This window comes from Comamonas sp. CAH-2, assembly GCF_009668305.1.
Classification (GTDB): Bacteria; Pseudomonadota; Gammaproteobacteria; order Burkholderiales; family Burkholderiaceae_C; genus Comamonas; species Comamonas aquatica.
This window is the reverse complement of record NZ_VSWF01000031.1, coordinates 23,164-39,984: the sequence shown is the minus strand read 5'-3', so window position 1 is coordinate 39,984 and position 16,821 is coordinate 23,164. Positions and strand designations below refer to the sequence as shown.

Annotated in this window: 15 protein-coding genes and 2 pseudogenes; 9 read left to right on the top strand and 8 right to left on the bottom strand. The window is 63.7% G+C overall.

The annotated features are described in order from the left end of the window. From FYM52_RS14780 to FYM52_RS14750, 7 genes are all read right to left on the bottom strand, one after another. Positions 1-567: transposase (locus FYM52_RS14780; RefSeq protein ID WP_179954957.1), on the bottom strand; the 567-nt coding region annotated here is incomplete at its 3' end. Continuing rightward, positions 539-1,123, bottom strand: coding sequence for an MOSC domain-containing protein (locus FYM52_RS14775; protein ID WP_154164652.1), 585 nt, complete (start codon positions 1,121-1,123; stop codon positions 539-541). The genes FYM52_RS14775 and FYM52_RS14780, both read right to left, overlap by 29 nt. Before the next feature lie 171 nt (positions 1,124-1,294). After that, entirely contained in the window at positions 1,295-2,221 is a 927-nt protein-coding gene (locus FYM52_RS14770) for an ABC transporter permease (RefSeq protein ID WP_154164651.1), read from the bottom strand. A 3-nt stretch (positions 2,222-2,224) separates the two neighbouring features. After that, positions 2,225-3,301 carry an ABC transporter permease gene (locus FYM52_RS14765; RefSeq protein ID WP_154164650.1) on the bottom strand — a complete coding sequence of 359 codons (1,077 nt, stop codon included), beginning with the start codon at positions 3,299-3,301 and terminating at the stop codon, positions 2,225-2,227. Next, positions 3,298-4,830 carry an ABC transporter ATP-binding protein gene (locus FYM52_RS14760; RefSeq protein ID WP_154164649.1) on the bottom strand — a complete coding sequence of 511 codons (1,533 nt, stop codon included), beginning with the start codon at positions 4,828-4,830 and terminating at the stop codon, positions 3,298-3,300. The genes FYM52_RS14765 and FYM52_RS14760 overlap by 4 nt, the downstream gene beginning before the upstream one ends. Next, on the bottom strand, positions 4,827-5,855 hold the full coding sequence (locus FYM52_RS14755) for a BMP family protein (RefSeq protein WP_154164648.1): 1,029 nt from the start codon (positions 5,853-5,855) through the stop codon (positions 4,827-4,829). Before FYM52_RS14755 ends, FYM52_RS14760 begins: the two co-directional genes overlap by 4 nt. Positions 5,856-6,056: 201 nt before the next feature. After that, positions 6,057-6,959 (bottom strand): LysR family transcriptional regulator, encoded by a 903-nt coding sequence (locus FYM52_RS14750; protein WP_154164647.1) that lies wholly within the window; start codon positions 6,957-6,959, stop codon positions 6,057-6,059. Positions 6,960-7,196: 237 nt separating this feature from the next. Here FYM52_RS14750 and FYM52_RS14745 point away from each other — a divergent pair, with 237 nt between their 5' ends. From FYM52_RS14745 to FYM52_RS14710, 8 genes and pseudogenes are all read left to right on the top strand, one after another. Then, the gene (locus FYM52_RS14745) at positions 7,197-8,288 is read left to right on the top strand and encodes a ring-opening amidohydrolase (protein ID WP_154164646.1); all 1,092 of its coding nucleotides are present in this window, start codon (positions 7,197-7,199) and stop codon (positions 8,286-8,288) included. A 21-nt stretch (positions 8,289-8,309) separates the two neighbouring features. Beyond that, positions 8,310-9,998 carry an allophanate hydrolase gene (atzF, locus tag FYM52_RS14740; RefSeq protein ID WP_154164645.1) on the top strand — a complete coding sequence of 563 codons (1,689 nt, stop codon included), beginning with the start codon at positions 8,310-8,312 and terminating at the stop codon, positions 9,996-9,998. Between the two features lie 38 nt (positions 9,999-10,036). Beyond that, positions 10,037-10,249, top strand: a complete 213-nt coding sequence (locus FYM52_RS14735) for an AtzG-like protein (protein WP_154164644.1) — start codon at positions 10,037-10,039, stop codon at positions 10,247-10,249. Beyond that, entirely contained in the window at positions 10,246-11,619 is a 1,374-nt protein-coding gene (locus FYM52_RS14730; RefSeq protein WP_154164643.1) for an AtzE family amidohydrolase, read from the top strand. Before FYM52_RS14735 ends, FYM52_RS14730 begins: the two co-directional genes overlap by 4 nt. An 8-nt stretch (positions 11,620-11,627) precedes the next feature. Then, positions 11,628-12,014 (top strand): oxalurate catabolism protein HpxZ, encoded by a 387-nt coding sequence (hpxZ, locus tag FYM52_RS14725; protein ID WP_154164655.1) that lies wholly within the window; start codon positions 11,628-11,630, stop codon positions 12,012-12,014. 83 nt (positions 12,015-12,097) lie between these two features. Further along, positions 12,098-12,610 (top strand): VOC family protein, encoded by a 513-nt coding sequence (locus FYM52_RS14720; RefSeq protein WP_154164642.1) that lies wholly within the window; start codon positions 12,098-12,100, stop codon positions 12,608-12,610. Positions 12,611-12,614: 4 nt separating this feature from the next. After that, positions 12,615-12,827 carry a LysR family transcriptional regulator gene (locus FYM52_RS14715; protein WP_154164641.1) on the top strand — a complete coding sequence of 71 codons (213 nt, stop codon included), beginning with the start codon at positions 12,615-12,617 and terminating at the stop codon, positions 12,825-12,827. Between the two features lie 114 nt (positions 12,828-12,941). Next, positions 12,942-13,571 (top strand): annotated as a pseudogene (locus FYM52_RS14710) (DUF4158 domain-containing protein); the annotation flags it as partial. A 14-nt stretch (positions 13,572-13,585) separates the two neighbouring features. On the opposite strand, the gene FYM52_RS14705 reads toward FYM52_RS14710, so the two are convergent. Continuing rightward, positions 13,586-14,682 (bottom strand): IS3 family transposase gene (locus FYM52_RS14705; protein WP_370513856.1). Its coding sequence is split into 2 segments (ribosomal slippage): positions 13,586-14,430 and positions 14,430-14,682, totalling 1,098 coding nucleotides; the frame shifts between segments, so codons are not numbered across the junction. 65 nt (positions 14,683-14,747) lie between these two features. Between FYM52_RS14705 and FYM52_RS14700 the strand changes: the two are divergent. Next, positions 14,748-16,817 (top strand): annotated as a pseudogene (locus tag FYM52_RS14700) (Tn3-like element IS1071 family transposase); the annotation flags it as partial. Positions 16,818-16,821 lie beyond the last annotated feature (4 nt).

Sequence of the window (16,821 nt, the reverse complement as noted above, 5' to 3'; positions counted from 1 at the left end):
GGCCTTGACCCGTATGGCGCCCTCGCGCACCTTCACGTGGATGCAGTCCAGGTAGACGATGGGGTAGATGGCGTCCAGCGGGCGTGCCTGCCAGGCCTTAACCTCCTCACTTACAGCATCCGTCACGGATGAGATCAGGCTGGGTGAGACCTCCGTGCCGTACATCTCCTCCAGGTGGCTCTGGATCTCGCGCACCGTCATGCCGCGGGCGTACAGGGAGATGATCTTGTCGTCGAAGCCGGCCCAGCGGGTCTGGTGCTTGGGGATCAGTTGGGGTTCGAAGGTGCCCTTGCGGTCGCGCGGCACCTCGATGGGCAGTTCGCCGAACTCGCCCTTGAGCGTCTTCCTGCTCTTGCCGTTGCGAGTGTTGCCGCCGGTGTTGACCACCGGTTCGTGTCGGTCGTGGCCGAGGTGCTCGGTCAGTTCGGCGTCCAGCGCCTTTTCTACAAGCAGCTTGGTCAGCTGCTTGAGCAGGCCGTTCTCGCCGATCAGGTCTTCAGGTTTCTTGTAATCAGCCAGCAGTTTCGCCAGCAGTTCTTCAGGGACTTCGTGTTTCTTGGCTGTCATTGTGCTTACGGACATGCAGACTTGCGCCTGCGGTGGATTGTCCGTTTACACAAAATTCTGCACACCCTCCCTCGCCGCCGCGCACCACGATGCTCATGACGCCACCCTTGCGCACCAGACCGGTCGGTCGGTGCTCGACCACGTGCTGTAGCAAGCCCGGCTGAAAGTTCTCGATCTGCACACAGGGGTTGCGCAGGCCGGTCAGCTCGATCACGGCCTCGCTGCCAAAGTGCAGGCGCGTGCCCGTGGGCAGCGAGAGCAAATCGACGCCGCGCGTGGAGATGTTTTCCCCCAGGTCGCCAGGCTTGACGTTGTGGCCTTTGGTCAGCACATCATCGAACAGTTCGGCATGGATGACGTGCACCTGGCGCAGGTTCGGCTGCTGCCCAAACCGGCGCATGTGGTACAGGTGCTGGTCGGTCGGGCCGGCGTGAGCATCGCCTTCCACGCCGAAGTTTTCGATCAGCCGGATCACTGGTTCGGCTGTCTTGCTGAACACGTGCTTCTTGCTGATCTGAACGCCCACCACCGTGGGCGATGCTGCGGCATTGGTCATCTTGAGTCACCTTTCCAGAGCCTGCCAAGAGGCCCGTCGGACTCCTGGCCAATGAGATTTCCATGCTCGGTGACCATGACGGAGCCGCAGCGGGACTTGCACAGGGCACAGAAGCCCGGTGTCTTCACGACGGTCAAGTTGAACTCCTTCGAGAACCGACGAACCGCTGGATCAGGATTGCCGGAACGGTTGCCCGATGGCCGCTGGCATCCGGGTGCCTCTGCCCAGGCCCGCGAGAACCAGCAATGCCGCAAGGTATGGAGCCATCTGGATCACATACGACGACACCGGCAGGCTGAAGGCTTGCACACGCAGCGACATGGCTTCCGCTGCACCGAACATGAGGCAAGCTAACAGGCTGCCGAGCGGCATCCAGCGGCCGACGATGATGGCAGCCAGAACCAGGTAGCCCCGCCCACCCGTCATCCCGTCGGTGAAGGTGCCAACCTGCTGCAGCGACAGCACCGCACCAGCCAGGCCCGCCAATGCTCCGCCAGCCAGGATTGCCGCGGTACGGACACGCGCAGGATCGCCCCCGGCCGCAAACGCAGCCACGGGGTTCTCGCCCACCGCGCGGAGGTCGAGACCAACTCGTGTGCGGAACAGGAACAGGAACAGGGGTACGACCAGCGCCAGTGCCAGATAGGTCAGCGGAGGCTGTCGGAACAGCAGCGCTCCAACGAACGGCAGCTCCGAAAGACCAGGAATCGCCCAAACCTCCAGTAGCGGAACGCGAATAGTGGGTGCGCCGCCGTTCCCAGCCACGGCGCGAAGCAAGAAGCTCGTGAGCCCGAGCGCCAGGATGTTCGAAGCGATACCGGTCACCATGTGCTCGGCGTGGTACCGCACGGTGGCAATGGCAACCACTCCGGCCATCATGGCGCCGCCCGCTGCGCTTGCTATCAATCCAAAGCCTGCATTTGATGCGGCATGGGTGGCCAAGACCCCGAGGAACGCCCCGGCCAGCATCTGCCCTTCCAGTCCTACGGCGAAGGTGCCGGCGCGCTCGCAGATGATGCCGCCAAGGGCGGCCAGAATGAGCGGGGCTGCGATGCGCAGCGTAGCCGCCAGAAAGTCGAGAAGCTGGGCGGAATCCATGCCTTACACCTTGTCCTGACCAGCGCGGCCAAGGCCGCCCAGCACGAAAATCATCGTCATCCCCTGAATCACGAGCACCAGCGACGAGGGCACACCAATCTGTCGTTGCATCGACAGCGCCCCGACCTCAAGGAACCCGAAGAACAAGGCCGACGGGATCACGTAGAGAGGGTTCAGCCCTCCCATCAGGGCGACCGCCACCGCGTTGAAGCCGAAGCCAGCAGAGAAGCCTTCGATCAAGCGGTAGTGCACCCCGACGCACTCGATGGCTCCTGCCAGACCAGCCAGGCCGCCAGCGGTCGCCATGAGCCCAAAGACCGTGCGCGCTGGCGAGATGCCGGCATACCGCGCAGCAGAGGCGCTTGCGCCCGCGACCCGCCACCGGTAGCCCAGCGTCGTTCGCCACAAGACGAAGTTCCCCAGAAGCGCCGCGCCGACCGCGATTGCGATCCCCAAATGCAGGTCAGTCCCAGACACCAGCTTCGGCAGCCAGGCGCTCGGATCGAACAGAGGGGACTGCGGGAACCCGGCGCCCTCCTCGCCCATGCGCCCGTGGAGAAGCTCAGCGACGAGAAGCAGCGCGACGAAGTTCATCAGGAGCGTGACCAGCACCTCGTGAACGCCGCGAAACACGCGAACCCCTGCGCCGATGCTCGCCCAGCCGGCACCCGCGGCAGCGCCTGCGAGCATGGCCATGGGCAACACCAGCCAGGCAGAGCCACCGCCCATCGCCAATGCGACCGCCGACGCGGCAGCACCGCCGACGGCCAGCTGTCCCTCTGCGCCGATGTTGATGACGCGCCCGCGGAAACAGAGCGCAATGCCCACCGCACAGAGGAGGTACGGAGTGGTCTTGTTCAGACCGACGACGATGCGGTCCCACGAACCGAACGCGCCCGTGAAGAGGTACCAGTAGGCCGTGAACGGGTCCTTCCCGGACAGCAGAATCAGGCCGGCCGTAATGGCAAACGCCATGCCGACGGAGCCGATGGCCCGCCACAGCGGAGCCGCACTGCCGGCGCGAGCTATGAAAGCGGATAGCGCGCCAGGCGCTGGCAATGGCTGTGCATGCGAACTCATGCCAACTCCTTCTCTTGTTCCTTGCGCGCACCTGCCAGTGCGAGGCCAATGCTCTCCAGGTCTGCATCAGCTCGGTCAACAACGTCGACGACCCGCCCTTCCGACAGCACACCGATGCGGTCGCCCACCTGCAGCACTTCTTCCAGCTCCGACGAGATGTAGAGCACCGCGGCCCCCTGCTCTCGCAGCTTGAGCAAGCTTTCAACCACAAAGCGTGTCGCCCCGGGGTCCAGGCCCCACGTGGGCTGGAAGGCGATGACCACGCGTGGTCCGCGGCTCAACTCGCGCGCCAGTGCTACTTTCTGCTGGTTACCACCCGAGAGCGTCCGTGCCGGCACGTTGGGTGACGCCGCACGAATGTCGAAGTCGTGCATCCGCTGGAGTGCGAGTTTGCGAAGTGCACCACGTGCGATGCGTCCAGCCGTCGAGAACGGGGTGCTTGAGATGTCCCGCAATGCGAGGTTGTCCTCAATCGACATGCCTTGCACGAGGCTCGTTCCAGCGCGGTCGGCAGGGATGTAGGCGATGCCAGCCGCGAGCCGCGAACGTGCGTTGCCACGGGTGACGTCGACTCCGTCCAACAAAATCCGGCCATGAGACGGCGCGATGATGCCCGCCAGGGCGTCAGCCAGCTCAGCCTGTCCGTTGCCGTCAATACCGGCGAGAGCAAGGACCTCACCTGCCCGCAGGGTGAAGCTCGCGCCGCGAAGACGCTCCACACCACTTGCGTCGCTTGCGCTCAGGCCTTCGATCTGCAGGCGAACCGCGCCTGGGTTTGAAGTGCTGCGTGGAGCCGTCGGCGCGAGTTCCCGCCCAACCATCATCCGCGCCAGAGACTCCCGCGTAGCACCGGCCGTCGGGGCATCGCCAACGACCTGGCCATCGCGCAACACCACGACCTGGTCGGCGACTTCAAGCACCTCTCCGAGCTTGTGCGTGATGAACACGACGGAGTGGCCTTCGGCGCGGAAGCGCTTGAGGAAGGCAAGCAACAGCGCAATCTCCGGTGGCGACAGGATTGAGGTCGGCTCATCCAGGATCAGGAGGTGGGCGCCGCGCAGGATGGCCTTGAGAATCTCCACGCGTTGCTTCTCACCCAGCGCGAGCGCTTCGACGCGCGCGTCGGGGTCGATCTCCAGGCCGTAGCGCGTCGCGGCCTCGCGCACGCGCGCGGCGGTCCCAGCATGGTCCAGCCAGGCGCCGCCGCGCTCGCTCCAGCCCAGCATCAGGTTCTCCGTCACCGTCATCGCCTCCACCAGCGTGAAGTGCTGGTGGATCATCGCGATGCCCTTCTGCAAGGCAGCACGCGGGCTTCCGGCTTCAAGCTCCCGGCCTTCGTACACGATGCCCCCTTCGTCGGGGCGAACCATGCCGAAGAGCACCTTCATCAGTGTGCTCTTTCCCGAGCCGTTCTCGCCGAGCAAACCCACGATCTGCCCAGGCATAACCGTGAGGTTGATGCCGCGATTGGCTCTAACCGAGCCGTAAGACTTGGAGATGCCGCGCATCTCCAGCAGTGCCTGGCTCATACGCCTCCGCGCGCGTCTTCCTTGCTGACCGTCAGCTTCAGTTCGCCGGCGGAGAACTTCTTCTTCAGGCCATCAATCTCGGCAACGACGTTCTTGGGTACCGAAGGCGCGAACGCAGCCTCCTTGCTGAACATCAGGTCTGCACCAGGGCCGGTCTTCGACTCGTAGCCGTATGTGATGAGGGCCGGTTTCAGCGTTCCAGCGCGCGCCTCGGCGGCCGCGGCGACGTACATCGCTTCCCAGTTCTCAATGATCGAGCTGACCACGTTCTGAGCGGCGGCCTGGGCATGCGCGAACGAGCGGCCGGTGGTGAAGACGTTCTTCTCCTTCGCTGCCTGGATGATGCCGTTCTGCCCGGCGTTCAGCTTGCCGAACACGAAATCGGCACCGCCCGCGATCAGCGCGAGTGCGGCCTCCTTCGCCATGGCCGCATCCTCCATGTCCTTGATGTAAATGACGCGGACTTCGGCGTCAGGGCGAACGCTCTTCACGCCTTGGCGGAACGCGCCGACCTGCTGCACAACGTTCAGCAGCCCCTCGAGGCCGTTGACCGAGCCGATCTTGCCGGTCTTGGACAGGCGCGCAGCCAGCACGCCCATCAGGAATCCGACCTGCGCATCGTCGTAGTTGATCGAGGTGACGTTCTTGCCGAAGCCCTGCGAACCGGCACCGACAATGAACGTGGTCTTCTCGAACTCCGGACCGACACGCTGTGCTGCCGACAGGAAGCGACCAGAGTGGCCGATGACCGGATTGAAGCCGCGACGGGCGTAGTCCTTCATCGTCTCCAGATGGTCCGCCGGAGGCACGTTCTCAGAGTACGCCGTCTCCGCCCCATTGGCCTTCAACTTCATGATGGCCGCGTAGCCATTGGCGTTGTGGCTCTGGTCGTTGATGGAGCCAGGCAGAAGCATCGCCACCTTGGCTTGGCCTTGCGCCATGGCGACCGTTGCGGAGGCCATGCCTCCAAACGCCAAAGCGATGGTCAGTGTGGAGAAGGAGCGACGGGTAACGGGCGAAGACATGGGCAAAGTCCTTGTGTGAGGTACTGAGCTCAGTGCAAAAAGCAGGCCAATTCAGGCCGCATGACGAGCCTGCTGATGCAAGTCTTCGGGCGCACCTGAACTGGTCTCACTTTTTGCCATTTTTGAATCACACCGATGCCAAAACGGCAGCAGTTCTCACTGTGGTGCATGGCATCTTTCGCGTGCACCATGTTGGTAGATTCACTCCCCGTTTTGGTTCGATTCCCTGAGCTTCTCGGTGATGAACTCGGCAAAAGCAGCTGCTGCCATTGGGAGCACACGGTCACGCAGCGCGACCAACACCAGTCTTCCGGTCGGTAGCCTGCGCTCGTCGATGGGAATGGCCACGGCGCCGGCCGAAGGGCCTGCGCCAATCTCGATCTGGAAGCTCACACCACCCGCTTCCCGGGCGAAGCCGCGCATCATCTCGTAGGAGTTCGACACCAGCGGCGGATGCGGTTGTGCGGACGACTGCTCGAACAGGTCCTCAAGGACGCTGCGCCCCGAGAGGCTGCTATCCGGCAGCGCGATGGGATACGCCAGGCAGTCCTTCAGACGCACGCTCGAGCGCTTGGCCAGGGGATGGTCCGGCGCCACCATCGCGCAGGTGCGCTGTCGGGCCTGGGCCAGCACCGCCAAGCCGCGTAGGTCTGGCGGATTGAAGATGAGGCCGAGGTCCGCTTCGAAGTCCGTGACGGCGTCGACTGCGCGCTCGCGGTCGTGGACCTTGACGTCGAATGCGATGCCCGGCCGTGACGTCTGAAATTCATGGATCGCCTTCGGCAGGAAGGCAGGAGCCAGAGCCTGGCTCGCAGCAAGCGTGACGTGGCCACGACGCACGCCGCCAAGGTCTTCGATCTGAGAGCGCACTTGGTCCAGGTCGGCCTTGCGCCTACGGGCGTATCCCAGGAACAGCTCACCCGCAGCCGTCAAGCGCACCCCACGCGGGAGCCGCTCGAAGATGGGTGTGCCCAGCTCCTCTTCCAGGTCTTGAACGCGACGGTTGACGGCGGACGACGCAACGTGGAGCTTTTCGGCTGCAGCGCGGATTGAGCCGCTGCGGGCGACTGCATCGATGTAGTGGAGGAAGCGAAGGTGTTGCATGCCAAGCCCAATGCAAGACTGATGCCGGAACGGCAGCGCAGAGCGCCTGAAAAGGCCTCAGTCGAGAGCGTTCAATGGCATACCGTTTGCGTCCCAACAGCGCCACAGGACACCTCCGTCCACCTTGCTCCGAAGCGCACCACCTGTGCCGAGCAACGACAGGAGGTACCTCAATCCCTTCGTCGAGCTCGCTCGTCGCGGGGTCTCCGCCACCTGACCACCGAAAGACAACCGAACATGCATCACGTCGACGTCATCCGTATCCCAAGTCGCAGCCCTGGCGACATCTCCGGCCTTGAAGAACTGATCGCGTCGGGACGGGTGGCCGCACGCGACATCGTCGCAGTGATGGGAAAGACAGAGGGCAACGGCTGTGTGAACGACTACACCCGCGAGTACGCGACCAGCATGCTGGCCGCATGTCTCGGCCGCCACCTGGAACTGGAGCCCAGTGAAGTCGAGAAGCGTGTTGCCTTCGTTATGTCGGGCGGCACCGAGGGGGTTCTGTCTCCACACCAGACGGTATTCACCAGGCGGCCCGCGCAAGGAGTCCCTGTCGCGGGTTCGAAGCGGCTGACTCTTGGCATCGCCTTCACCCGCGACTTCCTGCCCGAGGAAATCGGTCGGCGTGCGCAGATCGAAGAGACCGCTGAAGCCGTCGTGCGCGCCATGCGGGACGGTGGCATCGCGTCGATAGACGACCTGCATTTCGTCCAGGTGAAGTGTCCTTTGCTCACTCCAAGCAAGATCGCTGCAGCGCGCGAACGTGGTTGCGAGCCTGTCACGGCCGACACCTACGAGTCCATGGGCTACTCACGCGGGGCGACCGCCTTGGGGATCGCCCTGGCCACCGAGGAGGCCGCCTCGTCGGCGCTGGTCGACGATGCGGTGCTGCACGACTGGAGCCTGTCCTCTGCCGTCGCATCGGTGTCTGCCGGCATCGAACTGGAGCACAACGTCGTCATCGCCATCGGCATGAGCGCGCAGGCGACCAGCGATCTGGTCATCGCCCACGACGTGATGGCGGACGCCATTGACGCCGAGGCCGTGCGTCGCACGATGCAGTCGCTGGGTCTGCAGGGTAACGAAGGACTGGACCGCATCGTCAACGTGTTCTGCAAGGCCGAGGCCAGCCCCGACGGACGGGTGCGTGGCATGCGCCACACGATGCTTGGCGATTCGGACATCAACTCCACCCGGCATGCCCGAGCCGTGACGGGCGCTGTTGTCGCGTCGGTGGTTGGCCACGGCATGGTGTACGTGTCCGGCGGAGCCGAGCATCAAGGGCCCGCCGGCGGTGGCCCGATTGCGGTCATCGCGCGCGCCTGAGCACCAAAGAGCGAGAACGACATGTTGACCACGACTCAGCAACTCAAAGGCGACCCTGCGGCAGCTTGGATCGTCCGACCGGACCGTCCGATTCAAACCACGACGGACGGCCGCCTTGCCGGACTGCGCTTCGCGGTGAAGGACAACATCAACGTTGCCGGCTGGCCGACCACTGCCGGTTGTCCGAGCTACAGCAACATGCCGGCCGCACACGCAACCGTGGTCGGCAAGCTGCTGGACGCGGGCGCGAAGCTGGTGGGCAAGACCAACCTCGACCAGTTCGCCTGCGGCCTGAACGGCACGCGCTCGCCTTTTGGACCCGTTCCTAACGCATTCGAAGCGCGGTACGTCTCCGGTGGTTCCAGCTCTGGCTCAGCGGCGGCGGTGGCAACCGGTGAGGTGGACTTCGCGCTCGGCACCGACACCGCAGGCTCTGGCCGCGTACCGGCAGGGCTGAACAACATCGTCGGACTCAAGCCCTCGCGTGGTCTTCTCAGCGCGAATGGTGTGGTGCCAGCAGCCCAGAGCGTCGACTGCGTCTCCATTTTCGCAACGACGGTTGGCCTTGCGGCTCGCGTATTGGCAGTAGCTGCGGGCTACGACCCCGAAGACCCCTACTCTCGCAAGCTTGACCTCGCAGCTCAACCGCTCCCCTCACGCTTCCGGTTCGGCGTTCCCAGCAAGCTCGAATTCTTCGACGACGACCTTGCAAAGGCCGAGTTCGAGGTCGCAATCGCCCGCCTGAAGTCGCTGGGAGGCACCCCTGTCGAGGTCGACTACACGCCCCTGGCAGATGCTGCCAAGCTGCTCTACGAGAGCGCGTTGGTCGCAGAGCGCTACGCAGCGATCCGCCCCTTCTTCGACGGCAACAGCGACGATATTGTCGAGCCTGTTCGAACCATCATCGGTGCTGGGCGGAACTACTCCGCGGCGGACTGTTTCGATGCGCAGACGCGCCTGCGCGCATTTGGGCAGAAGGCAGCTGGGATGTGGGACCAGATCGACGTGCTTGTCGTTCCGACCGCGCCCACGCACTACACCATTGCCGAGATGCAGGCCGACCCGGTCAAGTTGAACCGGAATCTGGGCGAGTACACGAACTTCGTCAACCTTCTGGACTATGCCGCTCTCGCCGTACCGAGCAGCATCCGCGAGGACGGGCTTCCGTTCGGCATCACCCTCATCGGCCAGTGCGCAAGCGACCTGCAGCTCGCAGACCTCGGCCAGCGTTACCACCACGCAACGGGGCTGCTTCAGGGCGCCACGGCGCATGCGCTGCCACCGCCCGAAGCCATCGCCGGACTTGCGCCCGCCGCGTCGGTGCAGGTTGCAGTCGTCGGTGCCCATCTGTCCGGAATGCCCTTGAACCGGCAGCTCACGGATCGCGGTGCAACGCTCATCCGCGAGTCGCGCACGGCTCCCGACTACCGCCTGTTCGCGCTCCCCGGAACCGTTCCACCCAAGCCGGGACTGCTTCGGGGCCCCCAAGGCAGCGGCACGAGCATCGTGGTGGAGGTCTGGTCCATGCCGCTGCAGCACTATGGCTCGTTCGTGGCGGAGATTCCTGGTCCTCTCGGCATCGGTACGTTGACGCTGCAGGACGGTAGCAAAGTCCAAGGCTTCACGTGCGAAGCACTTGCTACCGAGGATGCGCTCGATGTTTCCCATCATGGTGGCTGGCGTGCCTACCAAGCGTCCCTGCGGGCGTAGAACTTGCAACCCAACCTCATCCACCGGAACTGTTGGACATGGAAGAACAAGAAGTCCTCAACTACGTCAAGGCAGCATCGGCCGCTGTCGGCCTGAAGCTGGACGCAGAACGCGCGGTTGCCGTTGCCCAGCACTTCGGCCGAACGGTCGCGATGGCGCGGCTCCTGGAGCAGGCGCAGCTCGCGCCTGAGCATGAGCTGGCCGAAATCTACCGTGCGGCGCCCTTCCCCACAGAGGAGGCGCAGGCATGAACACCACCGCCATCTTGCGAGCTGTTGCCAGTGGCGAGCGCAGTGCCCGGGAGGTCTGCGACGAGGCGCTGGCTCACATCGAGTCGACAAACGGCACCATCAACGCGTTCACCGAGGTGACGGCGGCGCGGGCGCGTGCTGAGGCTGCGGCCGTCGATGCGCGCCGCGCGCGCGGCGAGAGTTTGCCTCCGCTGGCAGGACTCCCCTACGCGGTCAAGAACCTCTTCGACATCGAAGGCATCACGACCCTCTCGGGCTCGAAGATCAACCGCGACTTACCCGCAGCGCGGGAGGATGCGGTTCTTGTGCAGCGGCTTCAGTCGGCTGGCGCCATCCTGGTCGGCGCGCTCAACATGGACGAGTACGCGTACGGGTTCACGACTGAGAACACCCACTATGGGCCGACCCGCAACCCGCATGACACTACCCGAATCGCGGGTGGTTCGTCGGGCGGCTCGGGGGCCGCAGTAGCTGCCCGCCAGGTGCCGCTGACGCTCGGATCGGACACCAACGGTTCGATCCGCGTGCCGGCGTCGCTCTGCGGCATCTGGGGATTGAAGCCGACGTTCGGCCGGCTCTCACGGCGAGGCACCTATCCGTTCGTGCACAGCCTGGACCACCTCGGTCCGCTCGCTGACAGCGTGGAGTGCCTCGCACTGGCATATGACGCGATGCAGGGCCCCGACCCTCTTGATCCCGGCTGCCACGCGCTGCGGGTGCAACCTGCGATGCCGGAACTTGCAGGCGGTGTAGAAGGCCTGCGCATTGGTGTCCTCGGAGGGTACTTCCGCGACTTCGCCTCCGCAGCCGCCAGGTCCGCCGCGGACGCCGTCGCGCGAGCCCTCGGCGCAAGCGACGAGGTACTCTGGCCGGACGCAGCCCTCGGACGCGCAGCCGCCTTCATCGTCACAGCCAGCGAAGGCGGCAGTCTGCACCTGGATGACCTCCGAACGCGACCGCAGGACTTCGAGCCGCTGTCGGTTGACCGTTTTATGTCCGGCGTGCTGCAGCCGGCCGACTGGTATCTCCGGGCCCAGCGATTCCGTCGTTCGTACCGCGACAAGGTCAACGCGCTCTTTCAGGACTGGGACGTGCTCATTGCACCCGCCACGCCAGTCAGCGCGCCGACCATCGGCACCGAATGGATCGAGGTCAACGCGACCGGCCATCCCTGTCGTCCAGCAGTGGGCCTGCTCACCCAGCCCATCTCGTTCGCAGGTTGCCCTGTGGTGGCCGCACCCATGTGGCCCGACGGAACCGGTGGCATGCCGATTGGCGTGCAGCTGATCGCAGCGCCCTGGAACGAAGCCCTTTGTCTGCGCGCGGCGCGCGCTCTTGAAGAAGCGGGCGTCGCCCGCTTGAAGAAATGATGGACCAGATGCAGATCAACCTTCCTGAAGTCGTTGCCGAGGTAACCACCCAGTTCGACCGCTACGAGCGCGCTCTCACATCCAACGACGTGGTTGTCCTCGACGAGCTTTTCTGGCGCAGTCCGCACACGCTGCGCTATGGCGCGACCGAGAACCTGTATGGCTACGACGCCATCGCAGGATTCCGCGCGGCCCGCCCCTCGAACGGCTTAGCACGCGAGGTCCTGAAGACCGTCATCACGACGTACGGCACCGACTTCGCCACCGCCAATATCGAGTTCCGCCGCACGGGCAGCGACCGTACCGGCCGCCAGAGCCAGACATGGGTCCGCACGCCTGAAGGTTGGCGGGTCGTGTCGGCCCACGTGAGCCTGCTTGCACCCGCCGCCGGTTGACTCCGCCGACTACCGCTGCCCTCTCCGGGGGACAGCCCTCCAAACGCCATCAACTTGATGGCCACAACCCCACTGGAGAGTTCATGAGCCACGACGGCGCCATCACCCTTGGACTGTTTCACCTGGCCATCAAGACGTCGAACCTAGACGCGACCAGAGCGTTCTGGGTTCAGGTCATCGGCTTGCGTGAGGTCGCTCGCCCTGACTTCGGCTTCCCCGGTGCGTGGCTTGCATGTCCCCAACCCGGGGGCCAAGCCATCATCCACGTGTACGCCGGTGGCCCGGCGCTCGGCGGAGCCAGCGTGGTTCAGTCCGGCACTGCCGCAATTGACCATGTCTCCCTTGCCTGCAGTGGCTACCATGCGTACCGGGCTCGGTTCGAAGCCGCAGGTCTAGACTGGAGGGAGTTCCTGGTGCCAGGCACCAGCCTGTGGCAGCTGTTCGTCTATGACCCCAGCGGCGTGCAGCTCGAGCTGACATTCGAGGGCTCTGCGGAAGACGGCCCGTCGCCTGACATGTCGCCTGGTCGTGCGTACGTTGCGGGTAGCTCCTTCTTCTCGACCGAGACCTACCCACCGCTTCGGATGAGCGCATAGCCGGATGCAGCATCTGAGGTCGCTGGAGTGCTTCGTCGCCGTCGCACAGAGCAAGTCGATACGCGCAGCCGCCGAAACGGTCTTCCTGTCGTCCTCAGCGCTGAACCGCCAGATTCTTGAACTTGAGGAAGAACTTGGCGCGCCGCTGTTCGAGCGCCACGCGCGCGGTATTCGCCTGAGCGCAGCGGGGTCTCCTCGTTTTCAGTGCAATAAGTGACGGTACGCAAAGCTAGCACTGGCGCGGGGGTGGTCTGGGTAGACCGTTGATTTCATTGACTTTCCTGTTCGCTTTGTAAACGGGTATGGTGGCCTCCCACTTTTGAGGTTCACGATGCAGGGTTGGCACACAACGTTTTTGGGGATGCGTGGGCTCCCCCGCGATATCAGCGACTTCGAGATGAAGGCATTTTTCACCTTCGATGGTGCCGAGCGCGACGCAATCAATGCACGCCGAGGTGATTCCCACAAGCTTGGTCTGGCGCTCCATATTGGTTTCCTGCGCATGAGTGGGCGTTTGCTCGGTGCCTTTCGGGTAATTCCAGTAGCCTTGTGGCGCCACCTTGGCAACGAGCTTGGCATTGCAGCACCAGAAGTCGCCTCGCTGAGAGCCATGTATGAACGCGGGCGCACGCTATTCGATCACCAACAAGTAGCCTGCACGGTCCTTGGATTCCAGTGGATGAGCGAGCACCAGCGCCGCTCACTGGTACGTGAACTGCGCGACGAAGTGGCGCGCTGCGCCGACCGCGATCAGCTACTCGTGCGGGCGCGTCAATGGCTGTACAAGAACAAGCTGGTGATCGTGCACGAGCGGGCAATTCGGACACTGATTGCGGCGGCACTTGCCCAGCTTGAAGTTGAAACAGGCACCGCCATCGCCGCCAGCGTTGATCCAGCAACACTTGATCGCTGGCGAGCCTCAGTTTCAGAGCTGCGCCCAGATGGACATGAAGCCACCTCGGTTTTCCGTACCAGTCAGAAGTAGAGGTTGGGGAACAGTTTCGCTCGGTATTCGACCGGCGGGATGCGGCCGAGGGATTCGTGCGGTCGGTGGTGGTTGTAGCGATGCAACCAGTCGGCCGTCATGGACCGCACCTCGGCCAGCGACTCGAAGACGTAGCAGTCCAGCACCTCGGTGCGGTAGGTCTTGTTGAAGCGTTCGACATAGGCGTTCTGCGTGGGTTTGCCAGGCTGGATGTGGCGCAGCTCGATGCCGTGGCTTTGCGCCCATTCGCGCAGCGCGTGGGCAATGAACTCGGGGCCGTTGTCCATGCGGATGGAGCGCGGCGCACCTCGCACCTCGACGAGTTCGCTCAGCGCCCGCACGACGCGCGCCGCCGGCAGGCTGGTGTCGACCTCGATGCGCAGGGCCTCGCGGTTGAACTCGTCGATGACGTTGAAGGTGCGGAAGCGTCGTCCGCTCCACAGGGCATCGGCCATGAAGTCGCAGCTCCAGTGCTGGTTGGGTTCTTGGGCTTGGTCCAGCGGCAGCTTCACGCGCGCGGGCAGGCGCCTCTTGCCACGCCGCGGCAGGTTGAGCTTGAGCTGGCAGTACACGCGCCAGAGCACCGTCTTGCCCCAAGGCTGGTTCTGGTGCCGGGCGCTGTCGTACACGAGTCCGAAGCCATGCCGAGGGTTCAGGGCGATGTGCTGGTTGACGAAGTCGATCACCCCGGCGTCGTCGCGTGGGACGGCTCGGTAGCGCAGTGTCGAGCGGGCGATGCCGCTGGCCTTGCAGGCCTGACGCTGGCTGAGTCCATGGCCGTTGACCAGGGACTGCACGAGCTGCTCGCGACGCGCCGGGGTCAGAGCTTTCGCTCGACGACGTCCTTCAGTGCGGTGTGCATCAGGGCCAGTTCGGCATACATGCGCTTCAGCCGGGCGTTCTCCTCCTGCAGCTCGCGCAGCTGCGCCAGGCTGGAGACGTTCATGCCAGCGAACTGGCTCTTCCACTTGTAGTAGGTCGGCTCGCTGATGCCGTGTTTGCGGCAGGTCTCGCCGACCTTGGCGCCAAGCTCAACCTCCTTGAGCACCGCCACGATCTGGCTGTCTGTGAATCGCGATTTCTTCATGTAGAGACTCCGTTGCAGGAAATTCTCTACTTCCTCCTGGATCAGGTTTTCGAGGTGGCTTCAGACAAACCCAGCAGAGTTGGCTATGGGCTGCACCGGCGAAACACTCAACCCGCCAAATCAGCGAGGTACTGGAGCGCATCGACCTGCTTTACACGCTGGACGTTCATAAGCACCTGGCAGACATCCCCGATCTCATCTTGCGCCGCTACGCGCGCCGACTTGTCTCCAGGCCGCCCTCAGCCGGAGCCAAGATCAAAGAGCCAGCGCGCACCGTGGAGGTCGCATGCTTTCTTCGGTATTGCCTGTTCACCACCACAGACCAGTTGATCCTTATGGTGCAGCGCCGGATCGCCGATCTGTGGCGTCAGGCTGCCGCCGATGTCCCCGCTACCGTCAATTGGGCCGCAATGTACAAAACGCTGCTCGGCGAACTTGTTGCCTTGAGCGCGCAAGGTGCGGTGCCAGATGCTGAGTTGCGTGCCCGTCTTGAAGCCTTGATCACCGAAACCCAGAAACGCAAACCACCGAGCAGGGCCTCCCTGGTCCGCGAGGGATTGATTGATGGAATTCGCCCCGTGCGGTCGTTGCTCGTCGCCATTGCAAAGCTGCCCTGGCAGGCCACCGGCGAGCATCCTGCCATCGAGTACCTTGCCAAGCTGCAAGCTTTATATCTCAAAGGATCCAGAAAGCTGCCAGTTGAAGTGGTGGCACCAAGTCTGGGAATGATCTGGCAGGTTTCGATCTCCAGCCCAGACCGGGAACGGGCGTTTCAGGCGTTGGAGGTGGCCACCCTGTTTGCCCTGCGCCGCGCGGTGCGCAATGGCTCGGTCTGGATTGAGCACAGCCTGAGCTTTCGGGGTCGTGCGCGCTTGTTCTTCACGGACGAGCGTTGGCAGGCAGAGTCCAAGAAACACTATGCCCGTCTATCGTTACCCAGCAAGGCTGCCACTTTCTTGAAGCCTTTGCTGGCCAGAGTAACTGCCGGTGTCGATGCGGTGGCCGCTGCAGCCCGCAGTGGCGTACTGCGCGTGGATGATGAACTCCATTTGTCGCCATTGCCCGCAGAGGACGAAGACCCAGAAGTGACCAAGCTGCGCGCGGCTTTGGATCACCGCATCGGTGAGGTTCAATTGCCGGAAGTGATTCTGGCCGTTGACGCCCAGGTGCGCTTTAGCTGGATCATGCTCGGACGTGAGCCGCGCTCTACCGACGAGCTGCTGATGGTCTATGCCGGCATCATGGCCCACGGCACCAGTCTGACTGCGGTCGAATGCGCGCGCATGATTCCGCAATTGTCTGCCACCAGCATTCGCCAGGCCATGCGCTGGGCGCGGGACGAACGGCGTCTGAGCCAGGCCTGCCAGGCTGTGCTGGAATTCATGCAGCGACACCCGATTGCCGCCACCTGGGGGCGGTCCGATTTGGCATCTTCTGACATGATGACCATGGAGACCACCAAACGGGTGTGGCAAGCCCGGCTTGATCCTCGGCGCAACACACCTTCCATTGGAATCTACTCCCATGTAAAAGACCGGTGGGGCATCTTCCATGCGCAGCCCTTTGTGCTCAATGAGCGCCAGGCGGGCGTGGCCATTGAAGGTGTCATCCGCCAAGAAAAGCTGGAGACCAGCCAGCTTGCTGTGGATACCCATGGCTACACCGACTTTGCCATGTCACATGCCCGTTTGCTTGGTTTTGATCTTTGCCCGCGGTTGAAGGAACTCAAACAGCGCCACCTCTTTGTGCCACGCGGCACCAAAGTGCCCGCAGAAATCGCTGCGGTGTGCGAAGCCAATGTCGACGTCGCTTTGATCGAAAAGCATTGGGATAGTCTGGTGCACCTGGCAGCCTCGGTCATGAGCGGACATGCCAGTGCGGTGGCAGCTCTTGCGCGGTTCGGTTCTGCCGCCCAGGGCGATCCAATCTATGAGGCTGGCGTGCAATTGGGGCGGTTGCTGCGTACGGCGTTTTTGGCTGACTACTTTGTCAAGGACGCTTTCAGGAACGAGTTGCGCCGGGTGCTCAATCGGGGCGAGGCTGTTAACGCCCTCAAGCGCGCCATTTATACCGGCCGGATCAGCCCGGCGCAGGCCAAACGTGTCGATGAAATGCAGGCTGTGGCCGATGCGTTGGGCA